Source organism: Caminibacter pacificus (genome assembly GCF_003752135.1).
Lineage (GTDB): Bacteria > Campylobacterota > Campylobacteria > Campylobacterales > Nautiliaceae > Caminibacter > Caminibacter pacificus.
This window is the reverse complement of the sequence record NZ_RJVK01000001.1, coordinates 93,069-117,776: the sequence shown is the minus strand read 5'-3', so window position 1 is coordinate 117,776 and position 24,708 is coordinate 93,069. Positions and strand designations below refer to the sequence as shown.

28 protein-coding genes and 2 pseudogenes are annotated in these 24,708 nt (G+C 32.1%); 4 read left to right on the top strand and 26 right to left on the bottom strand.

Features of this window, described 5'->3' with window-relative positions; genetic code table 11:
* Positions 1 to 9: 9 nt before the first annotated feature.
* From EDC58_RS00670 to EDC58_RS00645, 6 genes are read right to left on the bottom strand one after another with little or no spacing between them, the layout of a single operon-like run.
* Positions 10 to 801: a tRNA 2-thiocytidine biosynthesis TtcA family protein gene (locus tag EDC58_RS00670; protein ID WP_123351571.1), complete on the bottom strand. Its 792-nt coding sequence runs from the start codon at positions 799 to 801 to the stop codon at positions 10 to 12.
* Positions 782 to 1,987, bottom strand: a complete 1,206-nt coding sequence (locus EDC58_RS00665; RefSeq protein WP_123351570.1) for a hypothetical protein — start codon at positions 1,985 to 1,987, stop codon at positions 782 to 784. Before EDC58_RS00665 ends, EDC58_RS00670 begins: the two co-directional genes overlap by 20 nt.
* Entirely contained in the window at positions 1,984 to 2,670 is a 687-nt protein-coding gene (locus EDC58_RS00660; protein WP_123351569.1) for a 5'-methylthioadenosine/adenosylhomocysteine nucleosidase, read from the bottom strand. Before EDC58_RS00660 ends, EDC58_RS00665 begins: the two co-directional genes overlap by 4 nt.
* Positions 2,667 to 3,410, bottom strand: a complete 744-nt coding sequence (locus tag EDC58_RS00655; RefSeq protein WP_123351568.1) for a nitrilase-related carbon-nitrogen hydrolase — start codon at positions 3,408 to 3,410, stop codon at positions 2,667 to 2,669. Before EDC58_RS00655 ends, EDC58_RS00660 begins: the two co-directional genes overlap by 4 nt.
* Before the next feature lie 2 nt (positions 3,411 to 3,412).
* Entirely contained in the window at positions 3,413 to 4,324 is a 912-nt protein-coding gene (gene fabD / locus EDC58_RS00650; RefSeq protein WP_123351567.1) for an ACP S-malonyltransferase, read from the bottom strand.
* Positions 4,325 to 4,349: 25 nt separating this feature from the next.
* The gene (locus EDC58_RS00645; RefSeq protein WP_123351566.1) at positions 4,350 to 4,958 is read right to left on the bottom strand and encodes a response regulator transcription factor; all 609 of its coding nucleotides are present in this window, start codon (positions 4,956 to 4,958) and stop codon (positions 4,350 to 4,352) included.
* A 537-nt stretch (positions 4,959 to 5,495) separates the two neighbouring features.
* Here EDC58_RS00645 and EDC58_RS10400 point away from each other — a divergent pair.
* Positions 5,496 to 6,155 (top strand): annotated as a pseudogene (locus EDC58_RS10400) (methyl-accepting chemotaxis protein); the annotation flags it as partial.
* A 1-nt stretch (position 6,156) separates the two neighbouring features.
* On the opposite strand, the gene ubiE reads toward EDC58_RS10400, so the two are convergent.
* The 4 genes from ubiE to EDC58_RS00620 all read right to left on the bottom strand — a co-directional run bounded on the left by ubiE (position 6,157) and on the right by EDC58_RS00620 (position 9,087).
* Positions 6,157 to 6,858 carry a bifunctional demethylmenaquinone methyltransferase/2-methoxy-6-polyprenyl-1,4-benzoquinol methylase UbiE gene (gene ubiE / locus EDC58_RS00635; RefSeq protein ID WP_123351564.1) on the bottom strand — a complete coding sequence of 234 codons (702 nt, stop codon included), beginning with the start codon at positions 6,856 to 6,858 and terminating at the stop codon, positions 6,157 to 6,159.
* A 57-nt stretch (positions 6,859 to 6,915) separates the two neighbouring features.
* Positions 6,916 to 7,893, bottom strand: a complete 978-nt coding sequence (gene hypE, locus EDC58_RS00630; RefSeq protein WP_123351563.1) for a hydrogenase expression/formation protein HypE — start codon at positions 7,891 to 7,893, stop codon at positions 6,916 to 6,918.
* Between the two features lie 145 nt (positions 7,894 to 8,038).
* Positions 8,039 to 8,272: a type II toxin-antitoxin system HicA family toxin gene (locus tag EDC58_RS00625; protein WP_123351562.1), complete on the bottom strand. Its 234-nt coding sequence runs from the start codon at positions 8,270 to 8,272 to the stop codon at positions 8,039 to 8,041.
* Entirely contained in the window at positions 8,269 to 9,087 is an 819-nt protein-coding gene (locus EDC58_RS00620; RefSeq protein ID WP_123351561.1) for a viperin family antiviral radical SAM protein, read from the bottom strand. Before EDC58_RS00620 ends, EDC58_RS00625 begins: the two co-directional genes overlap by 4 nt.
* A 57-nt stretch (positions 9,088 to 9,144) precedes the next feature.
* On the opposite strand from EDC58_RS00620, the gene EDC58_RS00615 reads away from it, so the two are divergent.
* Positions 9,145 to 9,909 carry a hypothetical protein gene (locus tag EDC58_RS00615; protein ID WP_123351560.1) on the top strand — a complete coding sequence of 255 codons (765 nt, stop codon included), beginning with the start codon at positions 9,145 to 9,147 and terminating at the stop codon, positions 9,907 to 9,909.
* Between the two features lie 73 nt (positions 9,910 to 9,982).
* Here EDC58_RS00615 and EDC58_RS00610 read toward each other — a convergent pair whose 3' ends face one another.
* From EDC58_RS00610 to EDC58_RS00555, 12 genes and pseudogenes are all read right to left on the bottom strand, one after another.
* Entirely contained in the window at positions 9,983 to 10,345 is a 363-nt protein-coding gene (locus EDC58_RS00610) for a HepT-like ribonuclease domain-containing protein (protein ID WP_123351559.1), read from the bottom strand.
* Positions 10,338 to 10,628: a nucleotidyltransferase family protein gene (locus tag EDC58_RS00605; protein ID WP_123351558.1), complete on the bottom strand. Its 291-nt coding sequence runs from the start codon at positions 10,626 to 10,628 to the stop codon at positions 10,338 to 10,340. Before EDC58_RS00605 ends, EDC58_RS00610 begins: the two co-directional genes overlap by 8 nt.
* Positions 10,629 to 10,656: 28 nt before the next feature.
* Positions 10,657 to 11,772 carry a hydrogenase formation protein HypD gene (gene hypD / locus EDC58_RS00600; RefSeq protein ID WP_123351557.1) on the bottom strand — a complete coding sequence of 372 codons (1,116 nt, stop codon included), beginning with the start codon at positions 11,770 to 11,772 and terminating at the stop codon, positions 10,657 to 10,659.
* Positions 11,769 to 12,080, bottom strand: a complete 312-nt coding sequence (locus EDC58_RS00595) for a HypC/HybG/HupF family hydrogenase formation chaperone (RefSeq protein ID WP_123351556.1) — start codon at positions 12,078 to 12,080, stop codon at positions 11,769 to 11,771. The genes hypD and EDC58_RS00595 overlap by 4 nt, the downstream gene beginning before the upstream one ends.
* Positions 12,081 to 12,105: 25 nt before the next feature.
* Entirely contained in the window at positions 12,106 to 12,876 is a 771-nt protein-coding gene (hypB, locus tag EDC58_RS00590; protein ID WP_123351555.1) for a hydrogenase nickel incorporation protein HypB, read from the bottom strand.
* 93 nt (positions 12,877 to 12,969) lie between these two features.
* Positions 12,970 to 13,731, bottom strand: coding sequence for an energy-coupling factor ABC transporter ATP-binding protein (locus tag EDC58_RS00585; RefSeq protein ID WP_123351554.1), 762 nt, complete (start codon positions 13,729 to 13,731; stop codon positions 12,970 to 12,972).
* Positions 13,728 to 14,288 carry an energy-coupling factor transporter transmembrane component T gene (locus EDC58_RS00580; RefSeq protein ID WP_123351553.1) on the bottom strand — a complete coding sequence of 187 codons (561 nt, stop codon included), beginning with the start codon at positions 14,286 to 14,288 and terminating at the stop codon, positions 13,728 to 13,730. The genes EDC58_RS00585 and EDC58_RS00580 overlap by 4 nt, the downstream gene beginning before the upstream one ends.
* Positions 14,278 to 14,583 (bottom strand): PDGLE domain-containing protein, encoded by a 306-nt coding sequence (locus EDC58_RS00575; protein WP_123351552.1) that lies wholly within the window; start codon positions 14,581 to 14,583, stop codon positions 14,278 to 14,280. Before EDC58_RS00575 ends, EDC58_RS00580 begins: the two co-directional genes overlap by 11 nt.
* Entirely contained in the window at positions 14,580 to 15,227 is a 648-nt protein-coding gene (gene cbiM / locus EDC58_RS00570; protein WP_123351551.1) for a cobalt transporter CbiM, read from the bottom strand. Before cbiM ends, EDC58_RS00575 begins: the two co-directional genes overlap by 4 nt.
* A gap of 458 nt (positions 15,228 to 15,685) precedes the next feature.
* Positions 15,686 to 16,180, bottom strand: a pseudogene (locus tag EDC58_RS00565) (ABC transporter ATP-binding protein); the annotation flags it as partial.
* The gene (locus EDC58_RS00560; protein WP_123351549.1) at positions 16,177 to 17,064 is read right to left on the bottom strand and encodes a FecCD family ABC transporter permease; all 888 of its coding nucleotides are present in this window, start codon (positions 17,062 to 17,064) and stop codon (positions 16,177 to 16,179) included. The pseudogene EDC58_RS00565 and the gene EDC58_RS00560, both read right to left, overlap by 4 nt.
* Positions 17,057 to 18,043: an ABC transporter substrate-binding protein gene (locus tag EDC58_RS00555; protein ID WP_123351548.1), complete on the bottom strand. Its 987-nt coding sequence runs from the start codon at positions 18,041 to 18,043 to the stop codon at positions 17,057 to 17,059. Before EDC58_RS00555 ends, EDC58_RS00560 begins: the two co-directional genes overlap by 8 nt.
* A 128-nt stretch (positions 18,044 to 18,171) precedes the next feature.
* Between EDC58_RS00555 and EDC58_RS00550 the strand changes: the two genes are divergently transcribed.
* Entirely contained in the window at positions 18,172 to 18,687 is a 516-nt protein-coding gene (locus tag EDC58_RS00550) for a hypothetical protein (protein WP_123351547.1), read from the top strand.
* Positions 18,684 to 19,286: a helix-turn-helix domain-containing protein gene (locus EDC58_RS00545; RefSeq protein WP_123351546.1), complete on the top strand. Its 603-nt coding sequence runs from the start codon at positions 18,684 to 18,686 to the stop codon at positions 19,284 to 19,286. The genes EDC58_RS00550 and EDC58_RS00545 overlap by 4 nt, the downstream gene beginning before the upstream one ends.
* Here EDC58_RS00545 and hypF read toward each other — a convergent pair.
* The 4 genes from hypF to cybH all read right to left on the bottom strand — a co-directional run bounded on the left by hypF (position 19,278) and on the right by cybH (position 24,707).
* The gene (gene hypF, locus EDC58_RS00540) at positions 19,278 to 21,461 is read right to left on the bottom strand and encodes a carbamoyltransferase HypF (protein WP_123351545.1); all 2,184 of its coding nucleotides are present in this window, start codon (positions 21,459 to 21,461) and stop codon (positions 19,278 to 19,280) included. The two genes, EDC58_RS00545 and hypF, sit on opposite strands and share 9 nt — an antisense overlap.
* Before the next feature lie 125 nt (positions 21,462 to 21,586).
* Complete coding sequence (locus EDC58_RS00535) at positions 21,587 to 23,326, bottom strand: hypothetical protein (RefSeq protein ID WP_123351544.1); 1,740 nt, start codon at positions 23,324 to 23,326, stop codon at positions 21,587 to 21,589.
* Positions 23,323 to 23,910: a HyaD/HybD family hydrogenase maturation endopeptidase gene (locus EDC58_RS00530; protein ID WP_123351543.1), complete on the bottom strand. Its 588-nt coding sequence runs from the start codon at positions 23,908 to 23,910 to the stop codon at positions 23,323 to 23,325. The genes EDC58_RS00535 and EDC58_RS00530 overlap by 4 nt, the downstream gene beginning before the upstream one ends.
* Positions 23,911 to 24,014: 104 nt before the next feature.
* Positions 24,015 to 24,707: a Ni/Fe-hydrogenase, b-type cytochrome subunit gene (cybH, locus tag EDC58_RS00525; protein WP_123351542.1), complete on the bottom strand. Its 693-nt coding sequence runs from the start codon at positions 24,705 to 24,707 to the stop codon at positions 24,015 to 24,017.
* Position 24,708 lies beyond the last annotated feature (1 nt).

Genomic DNA, 24,708 nt, shown 5'->3' with positions numbered 1-24,708 from the left:
TTAAATTCATCATTTCAAAAATTCCTTCATAAAAAAGGTATGGCATTCGATATTTTCAAAAGCGCTTTCAAGTCTTTGAAAAAGTTTGGGTTCTTCCTCTTCCATTTCTTTAAGCCACTTTTTAATTTTAGCTCTTGCATAAGGAGTTTTTACTCCTTCGCTGTCTTTTAACGCAAGACAAGTAGCTTCTCCGTCTATTATCGGAAATTCGTTTTTACTTGCCATATACTCTATCCACTTTTCTCTTACCTTAATCATCGGTCTGATTACCTGAATTCCGGTGTTTGCCGTATAGATAGGAGGCATTGATTTCATCATTCCGTTATAAAACATACTCATAAAAAAAGTCTCCACCGCATCGTCAAAATGATGCCCTAAAGCCAATTTATTAAACCCGAGCTCTTTAGCTTTACTATAAAGCGCTCCTCTTCTCATTCTCGCGCAAAAACCGCAAGGACTGCTTCCGGGGCGTTTTTTTTCATTCATAATTTCCAAAATCGGAGTTTCGTATAAAATATAAGGAATATCGAATCTCTCACACCACTCTTTTAAAGGAGAATAATCAATTCCGGTACCGGCATCGATAGTAATAGCGGCAAGCTCGAAAGAAAAAGGAGCGATTAACTGCATTCTTTTTAAGACGTGTAGCAATACGAAACTATCTTTTCCGCCGCTAAAAGCGACCAAAACTTTATCGTCGGGTTTTATGAGTTCGTATTTTCCCTGAACTCTTCCGACGAATTTAGTAACTTTTTTACTAAAAAATATATCTTTTATCGGATTACTTAACTTTTTGTCCATTTATATAAACTTCGTTGTTTTTAAATTCGATTTGTAAATCAATAATTCCGTTTTTCTTATCGGCCGCAGCAAAAGCAAACGCACTTTGCGGAATGACGTTCATCAAAATCATTTCGATTTCAGGAGTAGTTTTTAGATTGAAAGTCAAATCTATAAAATCTAAATTCTTTTGATTAATTTTCTCTTTTATATTTTGAGTCGGTCTAACTTTTATTTTTGCATTTAAATCTATAAAGCCTAAATCTTTATTTTGAATTTTTATATTTTTTATTTTTAAACCGTAATTTAAATTCAGTCCTTTTTCAATTAAAACAATTAGGTCATTTTCATTAGGTTTCGGCTTATTTTGTATTTTTTCAACTATAGGATAATAAACGTTTTTAATCTCAAAATTCAAATCCACTTTATTTAAAAAGATTTTATTGAAAATATTTATATCATTAACAGATACTTTAGCAATCGCATTAGCTCTTTTTGCAATTGTCGATACAGAATTCGTATTAATGTTATTTAGAGAAATAGTCTTATCTTTTATTTTGATTATAATGTTCATATTAGAAGAAGATTTCGTTACGTTAGCTTCACTAACAGAACTCTCTTTTAAAGAATTTAATTGAAACAAAAAGTTTTTATTATCGTTAAGATATAGTTTCGGAATATTAGTACTCTCTTTTATCAAGTCATTGTGGATATACACAATTCCGTTTATTCCTTCATATCCTAATACGGCTCCGTTATCATCAAGTAAAATTTTATTATCGAAAACTTTGTATTTATATGTTTTAAAATTAGGAGTTATCACTAAAAATTTGATTTTGTCTTTTATAACCGAGTTAAATTGTGCATTTTGAATATCCGTAAAGTTTTTAAGTATTACCTCTTTAACTTTCCCGAAAAACTTCACGTCAGTAACAGGAAGGTTTTTAAAAACGGCTTCAACTCTTAATTTGATATATTTTATTCCGTTATCACCAAGAACTTTTTGAGGAATTTCTACATCAAAAACCCTATCCGTAGTCAGATAAGTGCTTTTTGATTTTAACTCTTTAATTACCACACCCTCTTTTTTCAAATTATCAAGCATTTGATTGAATTTTGCGTTCATTAATTTATTAAAAATAAAAGGCGTAATTGCAATCATTATCGCAAAAGTTATAAACATTACGAGCAGTTTTGAATTTTTCATTTAATTTCCTTTAACATTTCAAGTAAAAATTTTGCACTTACTTTGCTCGATTCTTCCAAAAAGGCGTCAAAATCGACTCCGGCACCCTCTTCTGCCGTATCGCTTATGGCTCTAAGCATAAAAAAAGGCACCTGATAATTCCATGTAACACATCCGACAGCCCCGCCTTCCATTTCGATTGCACTTGCGCCGAAGACCTCTTTTATCCACTCTTTTTTCTCTTTGCTGTGAACGAATTGGTCCCCGCTTGCGATTATTCCTTTTTTCAGTTTAATACCGAGCTTATCGGCTACATGCTCGGCGATATTTATAAGATTGGAGTCACAATCGAAAAATATCTGACTCTCAGGAATAAAGCCGTGCTTATATCCGAATACGGTAAGGTCTATATCGTGCTGACAAACTTCGGTTGCGACTATCAAATCTCCTATTTTCAAATCTTCATCAATTGCTCCCGCCACACCGCTAAAAAGAAGTTTTTCAACACCGAATTTTTCAATCATTGCAGTCGCGGTAATTGCAGCGTTTACTTTTCCGATTTTACTATAAGCAAGTACGATATCTTTATTATCGAAACTTGCCAAATAGTAGGTATTGTTTCCGTGATGAATTTTATCTTTTACTTCCACTTGCTCCAAAATCGGCTCAAGCTCTTCTACCATTGCGCACATTATTCCTATCAACTTTCTTTCCTTAAAAAATATTTTTGCGTAAATGTAAGATGATTATTAAGCTCACACTCCACCAAATCTTCATCAAAATATTTCGCTTCAATCTCAATTTCGCCTTTAGGGTTTATAACTTTGCTTTTTCCCCAAAAACCAAGACCGTCTTCAAAACCTACCCTATTACAAAAAGCGACATACCCGCCGCTTAAAATTGCCATATTTTTCAAGATGGATTCCCAATGCTCTTCGATTAAAAGTTTACCTTCTTTAAATTCTCTTGCCGGAGATGCAGCTATTACGATTATCAAATCGGGCTTTTCTCTTCCCACAAACTCTATACTATCCCCGCTAAATACGTCTTCACAAACGAACATCGCGGTTTTTCCGAATTTCGTATCAAAAGTAGAAAATCCGCTGCCTCCGAAGAAAAATCTACCCTCTTCGAAAACCCCGTATGTAGGAAGATGAACTTTGTCGTGTCTGTGAAAACTATCTCCGATATATAAAGCGGAATTAAAAATTTTTCCTTTATCTTTAATCGCCGCTCCCAAAACCACGTCTTTATCAAAGCTTAGGTTTTTAAAAAACTCCTCATTAAAAGCGTCTTCCAATAACGCGTCTTTCACTTTGTATCCGTTCATACTGAGTTCCGGAAAAACGACCAAATCGACATCGGTTTTTTTAATAAACTCCAAATGTTTATCAAGATTATCGGGTGAGAGTTTTGGTCTTATTTGAGCTAAAGCTATTTTCATTATTATCCTTGAATAGTGTTAATTACTTTTTCCAAACTTGCCATATCAGTAATAGGCAGAGTTTTTTTCTTAGTGATTTTTCTATTGATACCCATCAAAACTTTTCCGCCGAATTCCACAAACATATCAACTTCATCTTCGTAATTTTTGATAGATTGTTTATAAAGTACCGGTTTTGTAAGCTGTACGGGTAAAACTTCAAGAGCTTCCGATTTTGTCGTATATTTTTTAGCCGTCACGTTACTAACAACAGGTAAAAACTCATCTTTTACATATTCGTTTACAAGTTCTTTTAGAGGCTCGCTCGCACTCTCAAGCAAAGGACAATGACTTGCAACGCTCATATTTAAAAGCATAACTCTTTTAGCGCCTTTTTCTTTTAATACGGGCTCCAATTTTTCCAAATCTTCTCTAATTCCAGCAATTACGATTTGCCCGTCGCTATTATAATTCGCAGGCCAAACTTGAAGGTTGGAATTTTTACACACTTCTTCTACAGTTTCGTCATCAAGTCCCAAAACAACCATCATTGAGCCGACTTTGTCTTTAAAAGCGGCGTTCATAAGTTTTCCTCTTTCGTGTACAAGCTTAATAGCATCGGCAAGTTCAAGAGCGCCTGCGGCATATAAAGCACTGAATTCTCCTAAAGAGTGCCCCAAAGCATACTGAAAATCAAAAGGAGTATCTTTAAAAAGTTCATACGCGATAGCGGAATAAAGCAAAATTGCAGGTTGTGTGAATTCCGTTTTATTGATATCGTCGTTTTCTTCGAACATCAACTTTTTAAAATCAGTTTTTATCGCTTCACTTGCGATTTCAAACATTTCACGAGCTTTTTGTGAATTATCATAAAAATCTTTTCCCATTCCCACAAACTGAGAACCTTGCCCAGGAAACAAAAGTCCAAGTTTCATACCTATCCTTTTTTGCAAAATTATATCAAACTTTTAAAATATACCCTTCTTTCGGTACGGAAATGATATTTAATTTAAGTTTTTTTTTCAGTCTGCTAACGAGCAGATGTATCGCATTATCGCTCGGATAGGTATAGCCGTAAATATCATCTCTTATCATCTCATAAGTTACGATTCTATTTTTATATTGCAATAATAAAAATAAAAGAGAGGACTCTTTTTGAGTAAGTTTTACCAATTCGCCGTTTTTACTTACAATTTTGTTATAAAAATCTATTTCGATATCATTTAATCTGATTTTTTTAGGACAATATTTTTTAAGTTTAAAAATAATCTCCTCTAAAAATACCGGTTTTTGAATAAAATCCGCAATACCTAACGCATATACTTTTCTAATAAGTTCAACACTTTTCTCAGTGCTTATTAAAATCACATCTTTTATTTTATAATTTTTTATTGCGTCTATTATCATATTTTTATTCATATCCAAATCCGCTATTAAAAAACTATATTTCTCTTTTTCGTTTATAAAGTTTAAATTTTTATAAATTATTACTTTATATCCGTTATGAAGTATGATTTTTGATAGATTTTCAATAATTTTTTCATCCAAAGTTACTAATCCTACTGTCATAACCTATCCTTTCACCGACTCAAAATCGGCATTTTTGGTTAAAAAAAAAGTTCATTGAGTAAAATCTGACATAAATTTGACAGAATAAAAAAATATAATTAAATGAATTTTTCATATGAAAGGATTCAAATGTTATTTAAAAAAACCGATACAAAAAATGTTGACTTATCAAGAGAAAATTTAAAATTAAAAGAAGAAATTGAAAGACTTAACAATGAACTTTCAAATTTAAAACAAGAAAATTACAGACTCAAACAATCTTTATATAATTATAACACTAATCAAGACAAAATGGCAATAGTAGAACATCTTCTGGAAATAAGTAATGAAAACATTTCCGAAATTGCTGAAAATGCAGACGAAAATATAAGCCAAATACATGAATTAGTAGAAATTAACCGAGAAGTCAAAGGAGAAATTCACGAACTTCGTGAAACATTTGATAAATTTATGTCTGAAATTAAAAACCTTATAAATTTTGCGGCAACAGCAAAAGAAAATATCGTAAATTTAAACGAAAGTGTCGAGAATATCTCGCATGTTATCCAGCTTATTAAAGATATTGCCGATCAAACCAACCTGCTCGCTTTAAATGCCGCTATCGAAGCCGCAAGAGCCGGGGAAGCGGGTAGAGGTTTTGCGGTTGTGGCGGATGAAGTTAGAAAACTTGCCGAAAGAACTCAAAAAGCGACTCACGAAGTTGAAGTTACGATAAACGTACTAAAACAAAACAGCTCCAATATGACTGATGAAGGCCATAAACTTGACTCGATTATCGAGCTTATGAGTAATTTTATGAAAGATTTTAAAGAAGGTTTTGACAAATTATACGAAATAGATATTCAAACATTTGAAAATTTCGAAAATTTAGCCGACGCATTAACTGCATTACAACAAAAAATAAACAATATGTTTTACACAATCAAAAACTATCAGGAAAAATTAATAGGAGAGCAAAAAGCATTTAAAGACAAAGGTTCTCACAGCTTTGACGAATGGTACAGCTCATCCGAAAAAACATTCGGTAAAACCGATAGTTACAAACAGATAAGTTCATCCCAAAACAGACTTGAAGATAATTTCAAAGACGCTATGAATATGTCTATGAAAGATTCTTTGGGAGAGTATAAAAAAGCACAAAACGAAACAAAAACAATGTATAAATTATTAGACGATATGGTAGAAGAAAAAGCTTAATTCAACTTCGGGCGATTAACATCGTCACTTGCCCGAAGTTAAACGTTTCGAGCTTTTCGATATTGAAACCGCACTCTATAAAAAGCGCGGCAAGTTCATTTGGAGTATAAAAATTCTCGATGGAATTGGGTAAATATTCATAAGCTTCTTTGTTTTTACTTAAGATTCCGCCGATTTTAGGAAGAATTTTATTCGAATAAAAATCCACACATTCCCTAAATTTATTAGGTTTTTCCGCTTTTGTAAATTCAAGGACCAAAACTATCCCGTCTTTTTTCAACACTCTTTTAAATTCGCAAATCGCTTTTTTTATCTCCAAAACGTTTCTTATTCCGAAAGATATACTAATGCCGTCAATAGTTTTACTCTCACATGGAATATCTGTAGCATACGCTTTATAAAACTTAACTTCCGGAAATCTTTTTTTTGCTACTTCAAGCATACCGACACTCGGGTCAAGACCGCATATTTTTATGTTAATATCTTTTTTATTCGCCTCTTTTTTCCATATTTCTATCATATCACCAGTACCGCAAGCAACATCTAAGATTTTTACATCTTTTTTATCGATTAATTCAAGAGTCTTTTTTACAGCTTTTTCTCTCCATTTTTTATCGATTCCGAATGTCAATACTCTATTTACAAAATCATATTTTTTAGCGATAGAGTCAAACATTCTTACAATCTGTTCTTGTTTACTCACTTAGCCCCCTATAAATAACTATTCATTTCTCAAATTGTACCAAAAAAAGAGAGAAAATCAGCAGATTCTCGGAAGAAGTTCACCTTTAGGAAGTTCTATCACTCTTTTAGTGCCCCATGGAGATTTTAAAATTACCTTGTCATCATCAGTCACTTCACCGATAATCGAAGCGTTTTGATTAAAGCTTTTTAAAATTTCCTCAGCCTTTAAAGCGTCTTTTTCACTTACAGCAACTATAAAAGTACCCTCATTCGCCAAATCCATAGGTTCAAAACCGAAAATTTCACAAAGTCCCACAACCTCGTCACTAATAGGTAGTTTTTCTTCTTCTATCTCGATTCCGACACCGCTTGCCTCGCTCCATTCGTTAAGTACGGCGCTTATTCCGCCTCTTGTAGCATCTCTAAGGGCTTTTATATCCAAACCTGCATCAATCAAAGCTTTTACCTCATCCCAAAGCAATTTACAATCGCTCTTAAGCTCGGTTTCAACCCCGTATCTGTGAGCCATTATTACCGTTCCGTGTCTTCCGATATCTCCGCTTACAAGAATCTTATCGCCTTTTTTTAAGTTGGAAGCACTGATTCCAGGCCTTATAACTTCACCGATTCCCGATGTATTGATAAATATCTTATCCACACTTCCGGCCGGCACTACTTTCGTATCTCCCGCTACGATTTTAGCTCCCGTTTTCTTAAGCTCCTCGGCCATACTTTTAACTATTTTTTCAAGTTCGTCAAACTCAAGCCCCTCTTCAATCATAAACCCGCATGTTAGGTACTTGGGTTTTGCTCCCATCATTGCCAAATCATTGCAGGTACCCACAACGCTTAATTTTCCGATATCTCCTCCGTTAAAAAATATAGGGGAAACGGTAAAAGAATCGGTAGTAAAAGCAAGTCTCTCACTACCCTCAATAATCGCGGCGTCTTCCGACTTTGTCAAAATTTCATTATCGAAATATTTATAAAAAAGTTCGTTTATAAGTTTATTGGTCTCTTTTCCACCACCACCGTAGCTCAAAGTTATTTTCATTTTCTTCCTTTTTCTTGCATAATAAGCTCTTCTTTTGAAACTTGAAAATTTTTATCAAGTTTATAATTTTTAGATAACTCAAAAAGCCTATTTAAAGATTTTTTTATATTCTACTTTTTTAGACATCAAATGCTTTTTTTGTTTATTATACCATATCCCTAAGCTTTATAAACTCATCCTTGTTGATATTTAACTGACTTAATATTCCCTTTAAAAGTCCAGGTTTTAATACTTTCTTCTTATAAGCCGGAACAACGATAATTTCTCCTTTATCATTCTTAAAGATTCTGTGATTTCCTCTATTTTGTCTATCAAGATAAAACCCCAACTTTTTTAAAATTTTAATAAACTCTCTTCCGGTAATGTTAGTAAGTTTCATTTTTGACACCTTTTATAAAACTTATCTTTCATAAAAGTAACTTGAGAAAACGCTTTTTTTGCTCCTACTTTTAAAATACTTTCACTATATTGATATTCTAAATTACTATTTTGATAAAACCTACCAAAAGGGTCTACCATAATATACGATTCTCTCATATCTTCACTTGATTCAAAAAACTTATTAACATTTACTTTTATGTGCAACTTTTTAAACCTTTCATATTGCCAATCTTCACAAAAAACAGTTTTTTTAAAAGGAAATGCTTGTAATATTTTCCATTTATTAGGATTTATTTTTTCTATAAAGTCACCTAAAAATTCGTTATAATTAAACCTATTTACGACTGTGTTTATTTTTATTTGGATATTTGGATTTAAACTTTTTATTAACTTAATTTTCTCATAAAAATATTCTCTATTTAAAATCTTTTTATCAAACCTCCCAATTTTTTTTATGGTATCTTCTTTTAAAGAATCAACACTAATTCCAATCATAGTTAAAAAGTTTACACTCTCTAAAATCTTATCTGAATTAGAAAAGTTGGTAATTATAGAAACATCAAAACCAATGCTTTTAGCACTTTTAATAATAAAATTCAAATCTTTTACCAACAAAGGCTCTCCACCTGCTAAATTAAGTCTAATTCTTTTATAATTTTGAGCAAAATAACTATATACTTCTTTTAACAGTTTTAAACTATTACTTTTATCAAAATATATTTCTCTTTCCGATTTTTCATACTTTGCAAAACAGTAAAAACATCTATAATTACATTTTTGTATAATATGCCAATTAATAACAATCTCTTTCATTTTATACTCCTTTTTTTTCGAAGAATATGAAAAAAAGGAGAAAAATAAAGGAAAAAAGTGGTTTTAATTCATATTGATCATTTCATTGAAATAAACAAGGATTTATTCACTCTTAATAAGCTATCAACAATATTAGGAAAAATCAGTGGATATAATAAAAACACAATAAAAAATAAACTTATAAAATCAAAAAAAGACTCAAACTTTTTACCTTTAAAAAATCAACTTGAAAAATCCCAAAAAGAAGAAATAAACTTAATTTTAAAACATTTAGAAAGTAATTTTATTGAAACATTTAAACTTCTACCTGAACTTTACGAGCTAGCTAAAATTGAAGAAAATATTATTAAAAACGAACCTATTGAAAATTATGACGTATTAAAAAAATTTCTTAAAAATGATGAAATTGAAGACATAACTAACAAAAAATTTACAAAATCAAAAATCATTACTTTAAAAGCTTCGTATTTTAATCTTATAACCTGGAGCAAAAATCTGTTCCCAGGAATTAAAGAAAACACAAAAAATTTTTTTACATATTATAAAATAGAAAAAGAAAAAAATTTATTAAAAGCATTTTTTAATAGCAAAATATTCAATATGACTCCTCACGAAAAAAGAAACATAAGAAATATAATAAAAAACAACCAATTAATTAAATTTAAAACTTTTGAAAAATATATCTCCTTTGAATATAAAAAACAAAGCATTTATTTATATTTTTTTTATCTATATCTCAGATATTTGACATTATTAAAAAAAGAGCTAAATATAGAAGAAAAAGAATGGGAAAAATTTATAAATTTTATAATTATTTTTTAATTTACCTATCAGACCTATAATTTGCGTTACAAGCCAATCGTCACTTACCATACAACTACAATTAGAGTACAAACTATGTTAAACTAATCAACCTAATAATTTTATCTTTTAATTCTTCAAGCTTTTCATCACAAATCATATAAACAATTTCTGCATCTAAATTTATATAATGATGAGAAATTATTTCTCTTGTTTTTATAATTTTGCTCCAATACTCTTTATCATCAACTTGTAATAAAAACTCTTTATCTTTTTTATCAATATTTTTTAAAGCTTCTCCAACAGCTTGAAGTCTCATTGAAATTGCATCAAGTATTAAAAGTCCATCTTCTGTTAAAAAATCATCAACACTCTTTATTTTTTTAAACCTTTTCTCAATTAATTCAATACTTTCTAAAATAAACTCCAAAAGAACTAAAATCTCACTTTTATCCATAAATCACTTCTTTTTTAATTTTTTCCAATACCCTTTTGTCACTAAATTTATGAGGATAATAGATATCAACTTTTTGATGAAAGCTATTTTCCAAATATTCATAAAGTCCAACTAAATTATCGAAATTTTTTTCTTCAAATTCAACATAAATATCAATGTCACTGTTTTTTGAATTCTCATTTTTAGCAAAAGAGCCAAAAAGCCCTATCTTTTTTGCTTTAAACTTTTGATAAATTTCATTTTTATGACTTTTAAGAAAATTCAGGATTTCTCTTTTAGTCATCAAAAGCCTTTTTGTTTATTATACCAAATTACCTATCATACCTATAATACGCGTTACAAGCACCCTCATCACTAACCATACAGCTTCCGAGAGGATTTTCAGGCGTACATGCCGTGCCGAATACTTTACAATCTTTAGGAGTGGCAAGACCTCTTAAAATATCACCACAGATACACATTTTATGGTCGTCAATCGGTTCGTTCGGTAAAACATCGGCCCAAATTTTTTCGGCATCGAATTCAGCGAATTCGTCTCTTAATTTCAAAGCGCTTTTTGGAATATCCCCAAGACCTCTCCATCTAAACGTATCTCTTACTTCCATATATTTATCTATCATTTTTTGAGCCACTACGTTACCTTCCCAAGTAGTCGCTCTTTTATATTGAATCTCAACTTCACATCTGCCTTCGTTTTTTTGCTTTAAAAGCATTAAAATACTCTCCATTACATCCACGGGCTCAAACCCCGCAACCACTACAGGTGTTTTATAATCATCGGTCAAAAACTGATAGCTCTTAGCACCGATAATAACGCTAACATGGCTCGGTCCTATAAATGCGTTGATTTTAGCTTCTCCACTATCCATAATAGCCCTCATCGGAGGCGGTACCAAAACGTGATTGATATGATAATAGATATTTTTGATTCCTTCTTTAAACGCTCTATCCATGAGTGCGGCCGTCATAGGAGTCGTCGTCTCAAATCCTATAGCAAAAAATACCACTTTTTTATCAGGGTTTTCTTTTGCGATTTGCAATACGTCAAAAGTCGAATGAAGAGGTCTAACATCGGCACCCTCGGCTCTGACTTTAGCAAGGCTTGATTTGCTACCCGGTACTCTTATCATATCCCCGAGAGTCGCTAAAATAACATCCGGTTGTTTGGCAAGTTCTATTGCATGGTCGATTCTCTCTTTTGGCATTACGCACACGGGACACCCTGGACCGTGAATAAAAGTAATATTTTCGGGCATCAGTTGTTTTAAGCCGTATTTCATAATAGTATGGGTATGACCGCCGCAAATTTCCATAACTCTCATAGGCTCTTTTAATTTTGCGGCTTCTTTATGGATGAGTTTATTTAAAGTTTTTATGGCTTCGGGGTCTCTGAATTTAAAATACAAATCTTTAAGAGTTAAACTCATTTTTCATCCTCCGTAGGAGGCTTGTATAAAAGCGGACCGTCTTCCGTCACTAACTTTTCAGGGTCGATTTCGTATTCTTCCTGCATTGCGGCTTCGGCAAGCTGCTTATAAATTTCTATACTTTCAAGTGCTTCTTTTTCATCGATTTTACCCATAGCGTATCCGACGTGAATAAGTACGTAATCTCCCTCTTTTACAGGTTCGGGCATCAAATCGAGACTAACAACCCTTTTAACTCCCAAAGTATCCACTTCGGCCATATTATCTTCCGTTATTTTCAAAACTTTACTCGGAATTGCCAAACACATTATTGCTCCTTAATATTTATAAAAATTATCTGTTTTCAAGAGACTTTAAATGCTCTTCTCTTTTACTCTTAATCCATTCGATTATTTCATCAAGCCCCTCACCGGTTTTGTTGTTTAAAAGCACTACAGGAACTCCGGGCTTTAGTTTATTTGCCGCTTCTTTTGCTCTTTTTACGTCAAAATCGAAAAATTCAAGCATATCGGCTTTTGTGATAACTACGATATCCGCTTTTCTAAACATTACCGGATATTTTTCTATCTTGTCATCACCCTCAGGCACGCTAACAAACACCATATTATAATGAGCTCCAACATCATAGCTTGCCGGACATACCAAATTTCCTACGTTTTCGATAAAAGCCACTTCAACTTCGTCAAAAGGAAAATGAGGAATTGCGTGTTTTACCATTCCGGCGTCAAGATGACACGCCCTACCCGTTTGAAGTTGAAAAGACCAAATTCCTTTATTTCTAATTCTCTCGGCATCGCGAGAAGTCTCAAGGTCTCCTTCGATTACCGCAAATTTATAAGGAAGCTTATCCGCTAAATTTTCAAGAGTCGTCGTTTTTCCGCTTCCCGGAGAGCTCATCATATTAAAACAAGTGATTTTATGCTCATCAAATGTTTTTCTTATTTCATCGGCCATTGCGTTATTTTTTGAGAGAATTTTTTCAATTACGGTCACTTTGTGAGATAGTTGGGGATTATTTTTAATATCTTCGTTAATCACCTCTTCTTTATGTCCATGGTTATGATCATGTTTGTGCCCAGTTGCACATCCGCAAGAATCACACATTTTAACTCCTTATGAATTATTGTTTAGTCGTATTATACATAGATTTCTTAAAAATCTCTTAAAATTTTATTTTTCTTATATAGTTTTTGCACTTCAGAAATGTAAATGATAGTGAGAATGGATAAATTTTTTGTGTTTATGTTTGTGTTTGTGGATAAGGTTCGCTTTTATTAAAGTATCCAAATCTTTCATCAACTCTTCCATATCTCCGTCATATAAAAGCTTATGCTCTTCACTCATTACAAGCGCCCTATCGCTAAGCTCGTACGCAAGTGCCAAATCGTGAGTAGCCGCTATAGTGGTTAGTTCAAGTTCATACATAAAATCCAAAAACCATCCCGTAGTCCTCGGGTCCATTGCGGCTGTGGGCTCATCAAGAATTAAAAATTCCGGTTCATATACCAAAATACTCGCAAGCATAACTTTTTGTTTTTCTCCTCCGCTTAAATGAAGAGGCGATTTTTTTAGAAGTTTTTCGATTCCGAATTTTTTAGCTATTTCATTTACTCTATCTTCGATATTATCAAACCCGAACTCTTTTAAACTAAAAGCTATTTCATCAAATACGGTCGGATTAAAAATCATCGAATCGGGGTTTTGAAATAAAATTCCGACCTTTTTCCTAAAATCTTTTTTAACGCTTTTTTTGGTAATTTTTACTCCCCCGAAAAAATATTCGCCTTTTTTTGGGAAATATAATCCGGCAAGTATTCTTAAAATTGTAGATTTTCCACTTCCGTTGCTTCCTAAAAGTACAACTTTTTCATTTTTTTCAATAGAAAAACTTACATCATCAAGCGCTAAAAATTCATTTTCGTATTTATACGTGACATTTTTCAAATCTATAAAACTCATTTTTCACCTTCTTCGAAAAAACCTCTCGCTTTCATAGCAAGCGCTCTTTCTTTTGAATCTTTCATCGCTTTTGTCAAAAAAAACTGAAAAGTATTTGTAATAAAAGTTTTTTCCTTATCTCTTATATTCACCACCCTTGCTCTAAAAGCGTCCCTAAAATCGGTAAACGTTTTTTTGTATGAAAAAATCTGAGAAAGAGTAATCGTGAGTAAATAACTAAGCTCTTTGCTAAAAGAAAAAAATCTGACAATACTGACTTTTGAAAAAAACCAAAAAACATAATACGTCATCAAAATAACTTTAAGATTGATATACAAAATATAATGCCAAGGATTTATATGCTTAAAATAAGCCAAAATTATATACCCCAAACTCACACCCAAATTAAAAAGCAATATCGACTTCAACGCTTTAAAAAAAATTTTTAGATTTTTATCTATTATAAATGTCACTACAATCAACAAAGCAAGTAAAAAAGAGATGATTTTTATATCTCTAAGTGACAAAAAGAGGAAAAAAAGAGCGATAAAAGCTATTCTAAAAAAATTATCTTTCAACTTTTTTGCCCTTTAATACCTTCGCAAGGATAAAATAGATAGCAAACACCAAAATCACTCCGACAATCGCGCTGATATAATATCCGCTAATCGTACCAAGCCCCGGTACTTCATAATCAGGAATCAAAGGCTTAATAGAGCTTGCATGCGCCATTCCTTGAGGAATGAAACCTAATTTTTCTTTATAATAATCCAAATCCCATTCACCCCAAGCAGGATTATCCGTAAGCACTCCAAGAGGAACGAGTGCAAGTAAAACTCCAAGAACGATTAATAATTTCTTTTTCATACTCATGCCGCAACCTTTTCGTTTTCTTTTTTAGTGAGGAAATTATATACAAGCTGTGTAAAAATACCCTCTACGATTCCGAAAAACAAAGCGTGTTCTCCAACCATGGCTGGTACCGAGATTTTAAGTGAAAACGGAAAATATAACGGATGTCCGTTATGAGTCCAGAATATCGGCTGAATTCCAAGAATGATACCAACAAAAAGCGCAGCCGTTACAATCGAAATATATCCGGCAAAAAACGGAGCGAATTTCGTTTTGTCTTTTAATAACTTAAATACGTAATATCCCACAAAACTACCGATAAAGCCCATAGCCAAAGAATTAACAGCCCAAGCGCTGATTCCTCCGTCTCCAAAAACAATAGCTTGAATCAAAAGTACCAAACTCACACTAATAAACCCAACCCAAGGTCCGAAAAGTATAGCAATTAACGCAGCTCCCACCGCATGTCCGCTCGTACCTCCGGGTACGGGAACGTTAAACATCATAATTACGAAACTAAGTGCCGCAAGAGCTCCAATCATAGGAAGAGTCTCTTCGTTAAGTTTTTCTTTTAGTTTTTTAAATCCGTACACCCATAAAGGCACGGCAACAGCATAACTCACCGCAACCGTAGCAGGGGAAAGATATCCGTCCGCAATATGCATACGCACTCCTTTTTTTTTTAAATGAATAATAGCTCATTTTCTTAAAAAAAACTTAAAACAAATCAACTCTTGTATATTTTTAGAACTAAATATTGACAAAAGAATTATTAAGTTAATTTTATGAGTCTGTCACTATTAAAAATGAGAAAAAAAGGAAAAGAAGAAGTTTTCTAAAAGGTTATATTGAATGATAACTCATTTACCTTAAACGAATATTAAAAAACAATAAATTTTCTATTTTTATACTCACAAAGCTCAACTTTTATATCATAAACTTCATATATCAACTATTCATTAACCATCTCTTGATTACCTTTATTAATTATTTTACCATTTTTTAAAAAAATATATTCGTCAAAATATTTTAAAGCCAAATTTATGTCATGAATAACCGAAATTATTATTTTATCCTCTTTTATCTCTCTTAAAAATTTAATTATTTCAATTTGATATTTTATATCTAAATTATTCGTAGGCTCGTCAAGTAATATAACCTCCGTATTTTGCGCTAATATCCTTGCAATTGCAGCTCTTTGTCTCTCTCCTCCGCTTAACGAATTGAGCGGTATCTTTTTTTTCTCTTTTAAATTTAATTTTTCCAAAACCCTCTCAACCGTTTTTTTATCCGTCAATTTTGGCAAAAACCTAAAATGAGGTTTTCTTCCGAGCATTACAAACTCATAAACACTAAGAGAGGAATTATTTTGAATTTGTGAAAGAAAAGCAATTTTTTTGGCAAACTCTTTTACGGATAAATTATCAATATTTTCATAAAAAATAATCTCACCTTTAGGTTTTAAAATTTTGGCAATAGATTTTAAAAAAGTACTTTTACCAGCTCCGTTACGACCCAAAATCGCGTACATCTTGCCTTTTTGAAACTCTAAATTTATATCTTTTAAAATCTCTTTTTCTTTATATTTAAAATTTAAATTTTTAACAATAAGACTCATTTTTTCCTCATTAAAAGATATAAAAACATCGGTGCCCCAATAAACGACGTCACTATTCCTACAGGTATTTCGACCGGATATATTATATTTCTGGCGATATAATCCGATATCACAAGCAAAATCGCTCCGTAAAGAGCACTTAATATCAAAAGCGATTTAAAACTATTTTCAAAAAATCTCACAATATGAGGAGCCACAAGCCCCACAAACCCTATAATACCGTAATTTGCGACTACTAAAGCGCTTAAAAGAGTTACGATAATCATAGATATAAAAATTAAAGTTTCTGTTTTAACCCCTACGTTCTTAGCACATTCCAAACTCAAAGCGTTAAAATTCCAACTATTGATTAAAAAAAATATCAATGAAAGCATAATCATAAAAAATAACAAAAAAATATTAAAAAAATCTCCCTTGCTTAAATCTCCGAAACTCCAAATTACAATATTAGCAAGTTGAGATTCATCGGCAAAATATTGCAAAAACATACTTCCCGCGCCAAAAAGAGCACTTATCGCAATTCCGCTTAAAATAATACTTTGGCTTGAAAGTCGTCTTAAAAACGCAACAGCTAAAATAAAAACTATTACGATAAAAGCACCTAAAAAAGAAAACAAAAAAACGCTTCCGATTCCAAAAACAACAGATAAACTAACACCAAAAAGAGCTCCGTGCGTAATTCCCAAAGTAAAAGGAGAAGCCAAATCGTTTTTTAAAACGACTTGCATTATAAATCCGGCAATCCCAAGCGCCGCACCCGCTGCAATCGCCGATAACACTCTTGGCAGTCTGATATTATAAGCAATAAAATCATTCGCACCGTAATAAACGGAAAACAACGAAATTATTAATAAAAATATAAAAGCCGATAAATATTTAATCAATCTTTTTAAATCCTCCGAAAAATTTTTTCATACTCTCGTATACGTCTTTGCCGACAAAAAATTTATAAACTTCACCGCTTAATTTTTCCATATCTATTTTTTTATTTCCTACTACGCTTAAGACGTAATAACTGTCAAGATACGCGGTATCTATATTAGTTGCGTAATTATTATAAGGCAAAAGCCCGTATACCTGTTTTTCCCTAAACGCTTTTAAAATTTGATACTTTTTAAAATCGATCAAACCTAAAGCACTTTCATCGATAAAAATTATATCCGGATTTATTCTAAACAGCTCCTCTTCATTTATAAAAAAAGGTGTTTTTATTTTCGACGTTACCGCATTTTTGATACCGACTTTTAAAAACACCGGAAAATCGCTTATAGTTGAAGTAAGACCGTGCAAACCTTTAAAAGCCACTCCGCCTATATATATTTTCTTATTGGTTGTCACTTTTTGTAAGTTTGAATTCAGTTTTTCAATATATTTTGAAATTTCGATTGCTCTTTCTTTTTTATTTAAAATTTCTCCGAGCACTTTAATAGCTTTTAAAAACTTTTTATCGTCAAAAGAACCTATCGGTCCGTATCGAACTACAAATACGGGAACTTCACTCTTTTTTTGTAAATAATCGGCATATTTTTTAGTTATATATCCTGCAATAATTAAATCCGGCTTTAAAGAAATTATTTTCTCTATATTAATATTAGGGTAAACTCCTCCCATTCCTATTACCGGAAGTTTTAAAAGCTCTTTATGAGCTAAAATATACGGTCTTGCAAAAATATATTTAAATTCCCTCTCTTCAATCCCTACTACTCTGTTTTGAGCTTGTAAATAAACCACAAGTCTTAACGCACCGGGTCCTATACATACTATTTTATGAATATTTTTAGGAATCTTAACTTCTCTATTTAAAAAATCTTTTTTTGCAAAAAGAGCACTTACGATTAAAACTAATATCAGAAATCTTTTCATGAATTTTCCTTGATTCAAAAAGAAGAAGAGATTTTATAAAGTGGTCGATAAAATAATAACAAAAAAACTTAATTTTTTCTTAAAAGCTCAATTTTCTTGTATAATTATAGAACTAAAAAGGAGGAAAAATGTTAATTTTAATCGTTGTAATCGCTCTAACAGCCGTAGCATATCTGATGTGTAGCAAAGAAAATTATATTTTGCACCCGAAAAGAAACAATCTTTTTATACTAATTCCCGTGAGTCTTAGTTTCTTTTTGTATTTATCTTTTTTTTCGCCTCTATTTTCATTCGTTTTTTTAATTATGTTCGTTTTAGCAGGATTTTTGGTTATTAAAAAATATGAAGAATTTTTGACGCTTTTCTTCTCTAATAAAATCGAAAATCTTATTTTAATCGTCACGACTTTTTCAATTATAGGTACACTTTTAATCGATATAGCGCTCTATAATAAACATCTCTCTCAAGCAGTTTTAATAGGAGCTTTCGTACTCGGGGCTATATTATCAATATCCGGAAGACTCGGATATATCGCTATCTCGACATATATAGCAAAAAAGAAAAACAGAAGCGAGTATTTAGGACTTTTGGGATTTTTAGGAATTTTGGGCGTTGTAATTTTGTGTATGGTTAAGAAAAAATGAGTTGTATTTACTGTAATCATTACATCTTATACAAATTAAAAGACGGATATTATAAATGCGCCAAATGTAAAAGAAAATTTTCACCAAAAAGAGTTGAAAGAAAAGCCGAAATCCTAAAAGGCTTTTTAGACGAACTAACCCCTCAAGAAATCAGTCAAAAATATTCCATTTCATACGCAACGGTGGTAAAAGAGATTAAAAATATACGAAAAGTTATCGCTTCGATATGTGAAGAAGAGTTTTTGAAAAAAGATGAAATAAAAGAATTCGAAGAATATCTATATCTACCAAAAACTTCAAAAGAACTTATAAAAGCCCAAAACTTCCTCACAATCGACTACGGCGGAAAAATTTATAACATTATGCTAAGCCCAATGAAAAATTACGCCGGATTTGATGAAGAAAAAATAAAAAGTTTTTTTAGACAAAGTAGAATAATAAAAGTCCAAAATCACGCAAATATTTACAAATTTTGGGAATATTTCGAAAATTTTATTAAAAAATTCAAAGGAGTAAGCGAAGAAAACTTCTTTTATTACCTAAAAGAAGCGGAATTTAGATTTAACGGATTCAAAATTGAAGTTAAGGATTTATTTTAAATTCCAAATCCCCCATGCCGCCTGACCTACGCTCACACCTCCGTCATTAATCGGTATTTTTTTGTTAAAGTAAGGATTAAGCCTTTTATTTACAAGCGTAAGAAGAGTTTTATTTTGAAAAACCCCGCCTCCTACGATCACCGGTAAGTCGTAAATTTTTGCGATTTTCTCAATCAAATCGACCAAAGTATTTATAAAAACACTCGAAACTCTCTCAAATTCACCTCTATTTGCAGCCGCGAAATTCAAAACCGGTCTAAAGTCTATCTCTTTTTCGATTTTAAGCTCTATTTTTTCGTTAATTTCCGGATTATAATATTTTTCAATCAATAATCCGCTTATTCCCTCCCATTCGTTTTTTTCAATCATCCCAGACAAAAACGCAACCATATCAAACATTCTACCCATAGAGCTTGTCAGAGGAAAAGAGGCGTTATTCAGGGCTTTTGCTATTTTGTAATTCGGATAATTTTTAGCAAGCTCCTCATCAATCAAAGCAACAGCCATATTCGCCGGATTTTTAACGGCTTTCTCACCCCCTATTAATTTAAAAGGTTTGATATGATGTATTCTCTTATAATCATTCCTATTAGCTATAAATACTTCACCACCCCAAATAGTCCCGTCATCTCCGTATCCGGTACCGTCGAATATAAAACAAAGATATTCTCCTTTTAAATTATGCTCGAACATCGTAGCCAAAGCATGAGCGTAGTGGTGCTGAACTTGAAAGATTTTTTTATCTTGGGACAAAGCCCATTTTGTCGATTCGTAATACGGATGTTTATCACAAATAATTACATCTTCTTCAAATTCATAAAGCCTTCTAAAAGTCTCAATCGTCCTTTGGAAATATTCGATACTTCCAAGAGTCCCCAAATCTCCGATATGAGGAGAAAGAATAAATTTGTCTTTAAAAGCAAGGGAAATAGTGTTTTTTTGATTGGCACCGACGGCTAAAATATTAAGTTTGCCATACGACTTTTCATTTTCACTTTTATCATTCTCCATTAAAGGCGCATATCCCCGAGCACATCTCATCGTAATATATTCATCCCCTACAGCCTGCACCACGCTATCGTCACACGCATTTACAATATCTCTGTCGTTATCTAAAATATAATCAATTACATTCGATAACTTTTCGATAAGCTCATCACTATCTCTTATAATCGGCTCGTCCGAAATATTCGCACTTGTAGCGACTATCGGAAAATCTAAAAAATCAAAAAGCAGATAATGCAATGGTGTATAAGGCAAAAAAACGCCGTATCTGTCTATTTTATCGGCTATACCTTTTAAATCCTTCTTTTTCTTAACAAGTACGATAGGTTTTTCTTTAGAAGTTATCAAAGCGACATCTTTATCCGTTATATCGCAATAATCTTTTATCATATCCAAATTTTTAAACATCATGGCAAAAGGCTTACTCGGTCGTCTTTTTCTCTCTCTAAGATTTCCAACAGCCTCTTCATTCGTCGCATCACATACGAGATGAAACCCTCCAAGCCCTTTTATTGCGACATTTTTCCCTTCTTTTATTTTTTTAGCAATATATTTAATTTTATGAATTTCATCATCAAAATTAAGACTTTTCCATTTTCCACTATCATCTTTACGTTTTACATCAAGTTTCGGACCGCAGTCATAACAGCTGATAGGCTGAGCGTGATATCTTCTGTTTAGAGGGTCGTTATACTCAATTTCGCAAAATTTACACATTTTAAATTTTTTCATTGAAGTATTTTTTCTGTCATAAGGAATATTTTCGATTATAGTATATCTCGGACCGCAGTTAGTGCAATTTATGAAAGGATAAAGATATCTTCTGTCGTTTTTATCGTACATCTCCTTTAAGCAATCATCACAAACGGCAATATCAGGAGAGATTGAAGTGGTTTTTTGAGTATTTTGAGATTCTTTTATTACAAAATCCTTAAATCCCACAAAATCCAATATTTCACTCTCTATCGAATCAATCCTCGCAAGAGGCGGAAGGTTTTTTTTGAGTTCGTCTAAAAACTTATCTTTATTTTCACCTTCTATTTCAATTATCACTCCGTCACTACTGTTTAAAACATAACCCTTTAAATTAAGTTTCTTGGCTATCTTATAAACGGTAGGTCTAAATCCGACACCTTGAACGATTCCGTTGATTTTGTATTTAACACGCAAGTTTTGCCTTTTTTAGAAGTAATTTTACAACAAAAGGAGGGAAAAATAAAAAAGGAGAAAAAATGAAAAAGCTTTTTGCATTTGAATTATAAATAAATAGGATTAAAATTGTATTAAATTTAAAATTATTTATTATTTTTTTCCAAATTCGAATTAATAACCAAACTTCCGTATGCTTCAATAGCACCGCTAATAGGCAATGCTTTTGGCGTATAAACTTTGTAATTTTTATCGATATAACTGTAAATTTTATTTAAAAATTCACCTTCAAACAAATCTCCTACGATTATAGCACCATCAAGAGGAGTTTCCTTATTTACTTGGTCGTAATTATTACTTAAAAATTCGGCAAAACTTTCAATAACACCATAGCTTAAAAGATAATTATCCACTCCTGCCATATGAAAACTCATAGCCGTTCTTATAGCCCAAAGAGGATCCAAATTATTTCCGTTCATTTTATAGTCTATCCGAGGACCTTTTTTTGTCATTGCTTCGTTAGCATACTTCAAAAGTTTATCGGCTGCATTTTCTACATTATCGGCAAATCCTAAAACCACCCCAATTAATCCCCATAAATAATAAATTCCGTTTTTATCACTTGAAATATCCGCTTTTAGAGCTTTCTCGAATAGTTCGGGTTCTCTTTTTGCGAAGTTTTGAATTAATTTTTTGCCGGTATCGTTCATTGCACTAATCAATGCAAAAATTTCTTCGAAATTTTCAAACTTAAATATAAAATCGATATACTCCACAAGACCGAATTTCGGAGAATTGATAAAAATTTTACTCTCATCTTCTTTATAAAAACAAAATCCCATAATATTTTTTTCTTCCAATTCCCATTGACTTAATACTCCGTAAAATCCTGCAAAAGCGGGTTTAGCTTCTTTTTTTTCAAAATTAGGAAAATTTTTATTATCAATAATACTTCTCTTTTGGTCGCTATAAGCTCCGTATTGTTTATGAACCCCTAAAATTCCGCTTAATTGTGCTTTTTCAAACGTAGGAATAATTCCTCTATCTCCATCATATAACAAAATATCTTTTTTCACTGAATCCGTAACAACTGCCATAGGAGTCTTTTCGACCGCAACATCAAAAGCTAAATCTTGAGGATTATCGCATTTTTTAAGCCCTAAAATATCAAAATCTCCAAGCTCGAAAATCGCTTCTAAAACCAAACAATCGGGAAGTTTTACGTCAAATGCAGGAATAGAAAGACCGAATGTTTTTTTAAATTCAAGATTCGTTTTTAATTTAACAAGAGGTTTTTCTATACTCGCAAGCGCTTTTGCATCACCTTCAAAAGCCATAAAATATTTTGCAATACTTGCCAAATCTTTAGCCGCCACGATTTGAGCTTCTTCTAAATTTTGAGACAATTCATAAGCTCCGTTCATCGTTTGAACGGTAATTTTTCCATTTTCTTTTAACTTTTTAACAAGTGCTGAAAAAAACTCTTTTGGATTTTGAATATCAGCTTTTTCTCTCACGTCATATCCGCACACTTCGCAATGATGAAAAATATCCAAGTAATATTCGCTATTTATATCTTTAAATTCTCTTAAACATTTAGGACAAGGAGGTAATGAAATATTAGGAAATTCATCAATTTTTTCATCTCTAAACTCTTCGACAACTTCGGCGTTTAATGATTTTAAAAATATTGATAAAGGAAGTTCGTTAGCAAGTTCTCTTGAAAAACTTTCGATATCTTTTTCGTCCCCTTCGATGTAAGCGTAAATATTTTCCAAATCTCTATCAAATCCTATTTTGACTCCGACTTTTTTCGCAACTCTTTTTGAAATTTTTTCAATAATTCCGGCTCTTGAAGGAGTTTCGAATACAAATTTTAATATCATTGCATATCCTTCATAGCTTCATAACCTCTTAGCGATTCTTCAGGTACGCCTTTTTTATAAGAAATTCTCGCTATTTCTTGTAAATCGACATCAGGATTTTTCACTTCTATTTCGACTCCCAATTTTTTAAGCTCGTCTATTAAAATTTTTTCCATTAGTTTTGCGGCTTTTTTTACCGGTTCGGTAATTGTAAAAGTAGTATCTTCTCCGATTACATAAGGAACTACACCGATTATTTTAGTTTCCGGTAAATCACCCATCATATGTATCATTTCAAGAGTTTGAAGCATTTCCACTTCATGAGCGCTTCCCTGCCAACTCACACACTCCGGAACTTCCAAAAAATCAAAAAAATAGACATCGCCTATTTCTCCTTCATCAACATCAACGGTATCAAATATAAATACTTTATCGTATTCCACTATTATAGGAATCAATCTTTGCGCAAGTGTTCCGCCGTCTATCAAATCAACTTGATGAGGACCTTTAAAATTATATTTTTCATCCAAATAGTTAACCATATGAACGCCGATTCCTTCGTCTCCGAATAATATATTCCCTATACCAAGAACTAATATTTTCATAACAACCTTTCGAGTTTAAGTGAAGAATGTAAAGTGAAAAGTGAAAAAAGAAGTTTTATTCGTTTTTCATTTTTCACTTTATTCCCCAAAAGGGGAAAAATAAATTAATGTTCTTCTTTTTCCCATTTCATACCTGAGAAAATTGCGTCCATTCCACCGTTTTTGCCAAATACTGCGTTATATACGGCCATATAGATGTGGATAAATACTACGATAATAATAGCCCACATAAAAATATGATGCCAAAGTCTAACATACGCAAGACCGCCAAAAAAGCTCTCAACCGCTTTTGCTAAAGGATATAAAGCTCCTCCAAGACCGTTATGATAAACTTCGGCGTATAATGCAAGCCCTGTGATAATAATACCGTAAAAGAATACGTAAAGCATAGTATACGCCCAAAATTGTAACGGATTATAAACACCTTTTGTGTGTGGGTGTTTGTTGATTAATAAATAATATCCTACTTGCTCTAACATTAGTTTAATGTTAAAAGCATCCAGGATGGATAATCTTTCATATTTTCCTTCTCTGAAAAAGAAGAAGAAAAATGTTTTATATAAAACGGCACCTATCATCGCAAAACCGAAAATAATATGCCATTCTCTAATCTGAGCTTGCAAAAATCTTGTCGGCTCAGGAGATACGTTTGCGTATGTAATAAAAGGATTTGCAATATAAAATCCTGTTGCGATAAGAGCAAATATAGAAATAGCTCTTATCCAGTGTTGCCATCTGTATCCGGCAGAGAATTCAATCCCGCCGAGATACTCTCCCATTGTTTTTAAGAATTTCATT

Excerpts from the sequence above, each read along its gene's own strand:
- EDC58_RS00670 (WP_123351571.1), bottom strand. The coding sequence starts at position 801 with ATGGACAAAAAGTTAAGTAATCCGATAAAAGATATATTTTTTAGTAAA.
- EDC58_RS00665 (WP_123351570.1), bottom strand. The coding sequence starts at position 1,987 with ATGAAAAATTCAAAACTGCTCGTAATGTTTATAACTTTTGCGATAATG.
- EDC58_RS00655 (WP_123351568.1), bottom strand. The coding sequence starts at position 3,410 with ATGAAAATAGCTTTAGCTCAAATAAGACCAAAACTCTCACCCGATAAT.
- fabD (WP_123351567.1), bottom strand. The coding sequence starts at position 4,324 with ATGAAACTTGGACTTTTGTTTCCTGGGCAAGGTTCTCAGTTTGTGGGA.
- EDC58_RS00645 (WP_123351566.1), bottom strand. The coding sequence starts at position 4,958 with ATGACAGTAGGATTAGTAACTTTGGATGAAAAAATTATTGAAAATCTA.
- hypE (WP_123351563.1), bottom strand. The coding sequence starts at position 7,893 with ATGAAAATAACTTTGAGCTACGGTGGTGGTGGAAAAGAGACCAATAAA.
- EDC58_RS00625 (WP_123351562.1), bottom strand. The coding sequence starts at position 8,272 with ATGAAACTTACTAACATTACCGGAAGAGAGTTTATTAAAATTTTAAAA.
- EDC58_RS00620 (WP_123351561.1), bottom strand. The coding sequence starts at position 9,087 with ATGAAAGAGATTGTTATTAATTGGCATATTATACAAAAATGTAATTAT.
- EDC58_RS00610 (WP_123351559.1), bottom strand. The coding sequence starts at position 10,345 with ATGGATAAAAGTGAGATTTTAGTTCTTTTGGAGTTTATTTTAGAAAGT.
- EDC58_RS00605 (WP_123351558.1), bottom strand. The coding sequence starts at position 10,628 with ATGACTAAAAGAGAAATCCTGAATTTTCTTAAAAGTCATAAAAATGAA.
- hypD (WP_123351557.1), bottom strand. The coding sequence starts at position 11,772 with ATGAGTTTAACTCTTAAAGATTTGTATTTTAAATTCAGAGACCCCGAA.
- EDC58_RS00595 (WP_123351556.1), bottom strand. The coding sequence starts at position 12,080 with ATGTGTTTGGCAATTCCGAGTAAAGTTTTGAAAATAACGGAAGATAAT.
- hypB (WP_123351555.1), bottom strand. The coding sequence starts at position 12,876 with ATGTGTGATTCTTGCGGATGTGCAACTGGGCACAAACATGATCATAAC.
- EDC58_RS00585 (WP_123351554.1), bottom strand. The coding sequence starts at position 13,731 with ATGAGTTTTATAGATTTGAAAAATGTCACGTATAAATACGAAAATGAA.
- EDC58_RS00575 (WP_123351552.1), bottom strand. The coding sequence starts at position 14,583 with ATGAGTATGAAAAAGAAATTATTAATCGTTCTTGGAGTTTTACTTGCA.
- cbiM (WP_123351551.1), bottom strand. The coding sequence starts at position 15,227 with ATGCATATTGCGGACGGATATCTTTCCCCTGCTACGGTTGCGGTGAGT.
- EDC58_RS00555 (WP_123351548.1), bottom strand. The coding sequence starts at position 18,043 with ATGAAAAGATTTCTGATATTAGTTTTAATCGTAAGTGCTCTTTTTGCA.
- EDC58_RS00550 (WP_123351547.1), top strand. The coding sequence starts at position 18,172 with ATGTTAATTTTAATCGTTGTAATCGCTCTAACAGCCGTAGCATATCTG.
- EDC58_RS00545 (WP_123351546.1), top strand. The coding sequence starts at position 18,684 with ATGAGTTGTATTTACTGTAATCATTACATCTTATACAAATTAAAAGAC.
- EDC58_RS00535 (WP_123351544.1), bottom strand. The coding sequence starts at position 23,326 with ATGATATTAAAATTTGTATTCGAAACTCCTTCAAGAGCCGGAATTATT.
- EDC58_RS00530 (WP_123351543.1), bottom strand. The coding sequence starts at position 23,910 with ATGAAAATATTAGTTCTTGGTATAGGGAATATATTATTCGGAGACGAA.
- cybH (WP_123351542.1), bottom strand. The coding sequence starts at position 24,707 with ATGAAATTCTTAAAAACAATGGGAGAGTATCTCGGCGGGATTGAATTC.